Below are 3,809 nucleotides of genomic sequence, written 5' to 3' on the forward strand. Positions count from 1 at the left end.
GCCTCAGCGATCCTGGGGGAGAAGGCCACCGAGGCCGAAGTGGCGCGCATCAACCGTGCGCTCGGGCTTGACCAGCCCGTCTACGTCCAGTACTGGCGCTTCCTGAAGCGCATCGTCGAACTCGACCTGGGCACCTCCACCCAGACCGGACAGCCGGTGTGGGACGAGTTCGTCCTGCGCTTCCCCGCGACCGTGGAGCTGTCCCTCCTCGCGATCCTGATCGCCGTGGCCGTCGGCGTCCCGCTCGGCTACTTCGCCGCCCGCAACCGCGGCGGCTGGCTCGACGTCACCGCGGTCTCCGGCTCGCTCGTCGGCATCTGCATCCCGGTCTTCTTCCTCGCCCTGATCCTCAAGGGCATCTTCGCCGTCAAGCTCGGGATCTTCCCCAGCTACGGACGCCAGGAAACCGGCATCGACGCCACCAGCGTGACCGGATTCGCCGTCCTGGACGGCGTCCTCACCGGGGAGCTCGACGCCGCCTGGGACGCGATCATGCACCTGATCCTGCCCGCCGTCACCCTGGCCTCCATCCCGCTCGCGGTCATCGTGCGCATGACCCGCGCCAGCGTCCTCGAGGTGCAGGACGAGGACTACGTCCGCACCGCCGAGTCCAAGGGCCTCAAGCGGAGCGTCGTCCGCGGCCGGCACGTGCTGCGCAACGCGATGCTCCCCGTGGTGACCGCGGTCGGCCTGCTCACGGGCTCCCTGCTGTCCGGCGCGGTCCTGACCGAGTCCGTGTTCTCCTTCGGCGGCATCGGCTCCTTCATCCGGACCGCGATCGACGGCCGCGACTACCCCGTGCTCGTCGGGTTCATCATGTTCATCGCGATGGTGTATGTCCTGATCAACCTGCTGGTGGACCTGGCGTACAGCCTCATCGACCCGAGAGTGCGGGTGCACTGACATGAGTGTCGCCACCAAGACCGAGAAGATCCAGCGTCTCGCGGAACTGACCGCGACCAAGGAGACCAGCACCGGCGCCAGCCTGTGGCGGGAGGCCTTCCGCCGCCTCCGGCGCAGCAAGATGGCGATCATCGGCGCGGTCATCATCGCCGTGTTCGTCGTCCTCGCGATCGTCGGGCCCTACCTCACGCCGTACGCCCCGACCGCCCAGACCTGGCGGGGCGAGGTCTTCCCCAACCGGGGCGAGTTCGTCGGCCCGCGCGCCGAGAACTGGTTCGGGCTCGACAACCTCGGCCGGGACATGTTCTCCCGCATGCTGGTCGGCGCCCGCCAGACGCTGCTCGTCGGTGTCGTCTCCACGCTCATCGGCCTGACCGTCGGCTTCCTGATCGGCGGCCTCTCCGGAGCCGCCGCCACCCTCGGCGGCGACGCCGGACGGCGCGTCGACACCGTCATCATGCGTTTCATCGACATGATGCTGGCGCTGCCCTCGCTGCTGCTGGCCGTGTCCGTCGCCGCCGTCATGGGCCAGTCACTGACCACCGTGATGATCGCCGTGGGTGTCGTCCAGGTGCCGGTGTTCGCCCGGCTGCTGCGCGGCTCCATGCTGGCGCAGGGCGGTGCGGACTACGTGCTCGCGGCCAAGTCCCTGGGCGTGCGCAAGCGGCGCATCGTGGTCTCGCAGATCGTCCCCAACTCGCTCAGCCCGGTGATCGTGCAGGCCACGCTCTCCCTGGCCACCGCGATCATCGAAGCGGCCGCCCTGTCCTACCTGGGCCTGGGCAACCCCGACCCGGCCATCCCCGAGTGGGGCGTCATGCTCGCCCAGGCGCAGCGCTTCTTCGACAACGCGCCGATGATGGCGGTCTACCCCGCCGTCGGCATCATCATCACCGCCCTCGGCTTCACCCTTCTCGGCGAGGCCATGCGGGAAGCCCTCGACCCGAAGCTGAGGGGCTGAACCACCATGTCTCTGCTCACTGTCGACGAACTGACCGTCACCTTCGGCGGCCGCGGCCGCAAGGAGTCCCGGGCGGTCGACGGCGTCTCCTTCGAGGTCGACCAGGGCCAGGTCGTGGGCCTGGTCGGCGAGTCCGGCTGCGGGAAGTCCGTCACCTCCCTGGCCCTGATGGGCCTGCTCCCGCACAAGGGCGTCACGATCGGTGGCCGCGCCGTATTCGACGGCACGGACCTGTTCACCATGAGCTCGTCCGCCCGCCGTGACCTGCGCGGCAGCAAGATGGCGATGATCTTCCAGGACCCGCTGTCCTCCCTCAACCCGGTCGTGCCGGTCGGGGTGCAGGTCACCGAGATCCTGGAGCGCCACCGCGGGATGAAGGGCGAGGCCGCCCGCAAGGAGGCCGCCCACCTGCTGGACCGGGTCGGCATCCCCGACCCGACCCGGCGGCTCAAGGAGTACCCGCACCAGCTCTCCGGCGGCATGCGCCAGCGCGCGCTGATCGCCATGGCGGTGGCCTGCGCCCCGAGCCTGCTCATCGCCGACGAGCCCACCACGGCCCTCGACGTGACGATCCAGGCGCAGATCCTGGAGCTGCTCAAGGAGCTCGTGGACCAGGAGGGCACCGCCCTGCTGATGATCACCCACGACCTCGGCGTGGTCGCCGGCCTCTGCGACCAGGTCAACGTGCTCTACGCGGGCAAGGCCGTGGAGTCCGCCGGGCGCCGCGAACTGTTCGCCCACCCCACCCATCCCTACGCGCACGGGCTGCTGGGTTCGGTCCCGCGTCTGGACTCGCCCCGGGGCGAGTCCCTCAAGCCCATCCGCGGCTCCATCAACGACCGCATCGCCTGGGCCGACGGCTGCGCCTTCGCGCCCCGCTGCGACCGGTACGAGATGGGCTGCCTGACCGGCACCCCGCAGCTCACCGAACCCCGCGCGGCCGGTCACCAGGTGCGGTGCGTCAACCCCGTACTCGACGACGCGAAGGCCGAGGAGGTCCCCGCATGAGCCTGCTCGAACTGGACGGCGTCAAGGTTCACTTCCCCATCAAGAAGGGCGTCCTGTTCGACCGCACGGTCGGTCACGTCTACGCCGTGGACGGGGTGTCGCTGAAGGTCGAGGCCGGACAGACGTACGGCCTGGTCGGCGAGTCCGGCTGCGGCAAGACCACCCTGGGGCGGTCGGTGCTGCGGCTGGTGGACATCACCGAGGGCTCGGTCGTCCTCGACGGCACCGACCTGGCGAAGCTGCCCGGCGAGGAGATGCGCCGCTTCCGGCGCCGGCTCCAGATGGTCTTCCAGGACCCGCTGGGCTCGCTCAACCCCCGGCAGAACATCGAGTCGATCCTGTCCGAGGGCATGGTCGCCCACGGCATCGGCAAGGACCAGGAGGAGCGCCGGGAGAAGATCAAGTCGATCCTGGAACGGGTCGGCCTGCCCTCCAACGCGCTCTCCCGCTACCCGCACGAGTTCTCCGGCGGCCAGCGCCAGCGCATCGGCATCGCTCGTGCGCTCGTCCTCGAACCGGACGTGATCATCTGCGACGAGCCGGTCTCCGCGCTCGACGTGTCGATCCAGGCCCAGGTCATCAACCTGCTGGAGGAGCTCCAGGAGGAACTCGGCCTGACCTACGTGGTGATCGCCCACGACCTCGCGGTGGTCCGGCACATCTCCGACGTGATCGGCGTGATGTACCTGGGCTCACTGGTCGAGGAGGCGCCGAGCGACGCCCTCTACGCCGAGCCGAAGCACCCGTACACCAAGGCCCTGATGTCGGCCGTGCCGGTGCCGGACCCGGAGGTGGAGGACCGCCGCGAGCGCATCCTGCTCGCCGGCGACCTGCCCTCCCCGGCGAACCCGCCCAGCGGCTGCCGGTTCCACACCCGTTGCCCCTGGGCCCAGGAGCGGTGCTCGACCGAGCGGCCGGAGCTGCGGGACGTCGGCGG

General features: G+C 70.0%; 3 protein-coding genes and 1 pseudogene. All 4 read left to right on the plus strand.

Annotated elements, in window-relative coordinates; translation table 11 throughout:
- Positions 1 to 903 (plus strand): ABC transporter permease (locus tag RH94_RS12695; RefSeq protein WP_234425727.1); only part of this gene is annotated, 903 nt, incomplete at its 5' end.
- A 1-nt stretch (position 904) separates the two neighbouring features.
- Complete coding sequence (locus tag RH94_RS12700) at positions 905 to 1,864, plus strand: ABC transporter permease (protein WP_073947715.1); 960 nt, start codon at positions 905 to 907, stop codon at positions 1,862 to 1,864.
- Positions 1,865 to 1,870: 6 nt separating this feature from the next.
- Positions 1,871 to 2,872, plus strand: coding sequence for an ABC transporter ATP-binding protein (locus RH94_RS12705; protein WP_073947716.1), 1,002 nt, complete (start codon positions 1,871 to 1,873; stop codon positions 2,870 to 2,872).
- Positions 2,869 to 3,809: pseudogene (locus RH94_RS12710) on the plus strand (ABC transporter ATP-binding protein); the annotation flags it as partial. The gene RH94_RS12705 and the pseudogene RH94_RS12710, both read left to right, overlap by 4 nt.

It is taken from the genome of Streptomyces kebangsaanensis, assembly GCF_001906585.1.
GTDB lineage: Bacteria > Actinomycetota > Actinomycetes > Streptomycetales > Streptomycetaceae > Streptomyces > Streptomyces kebangsaanensis.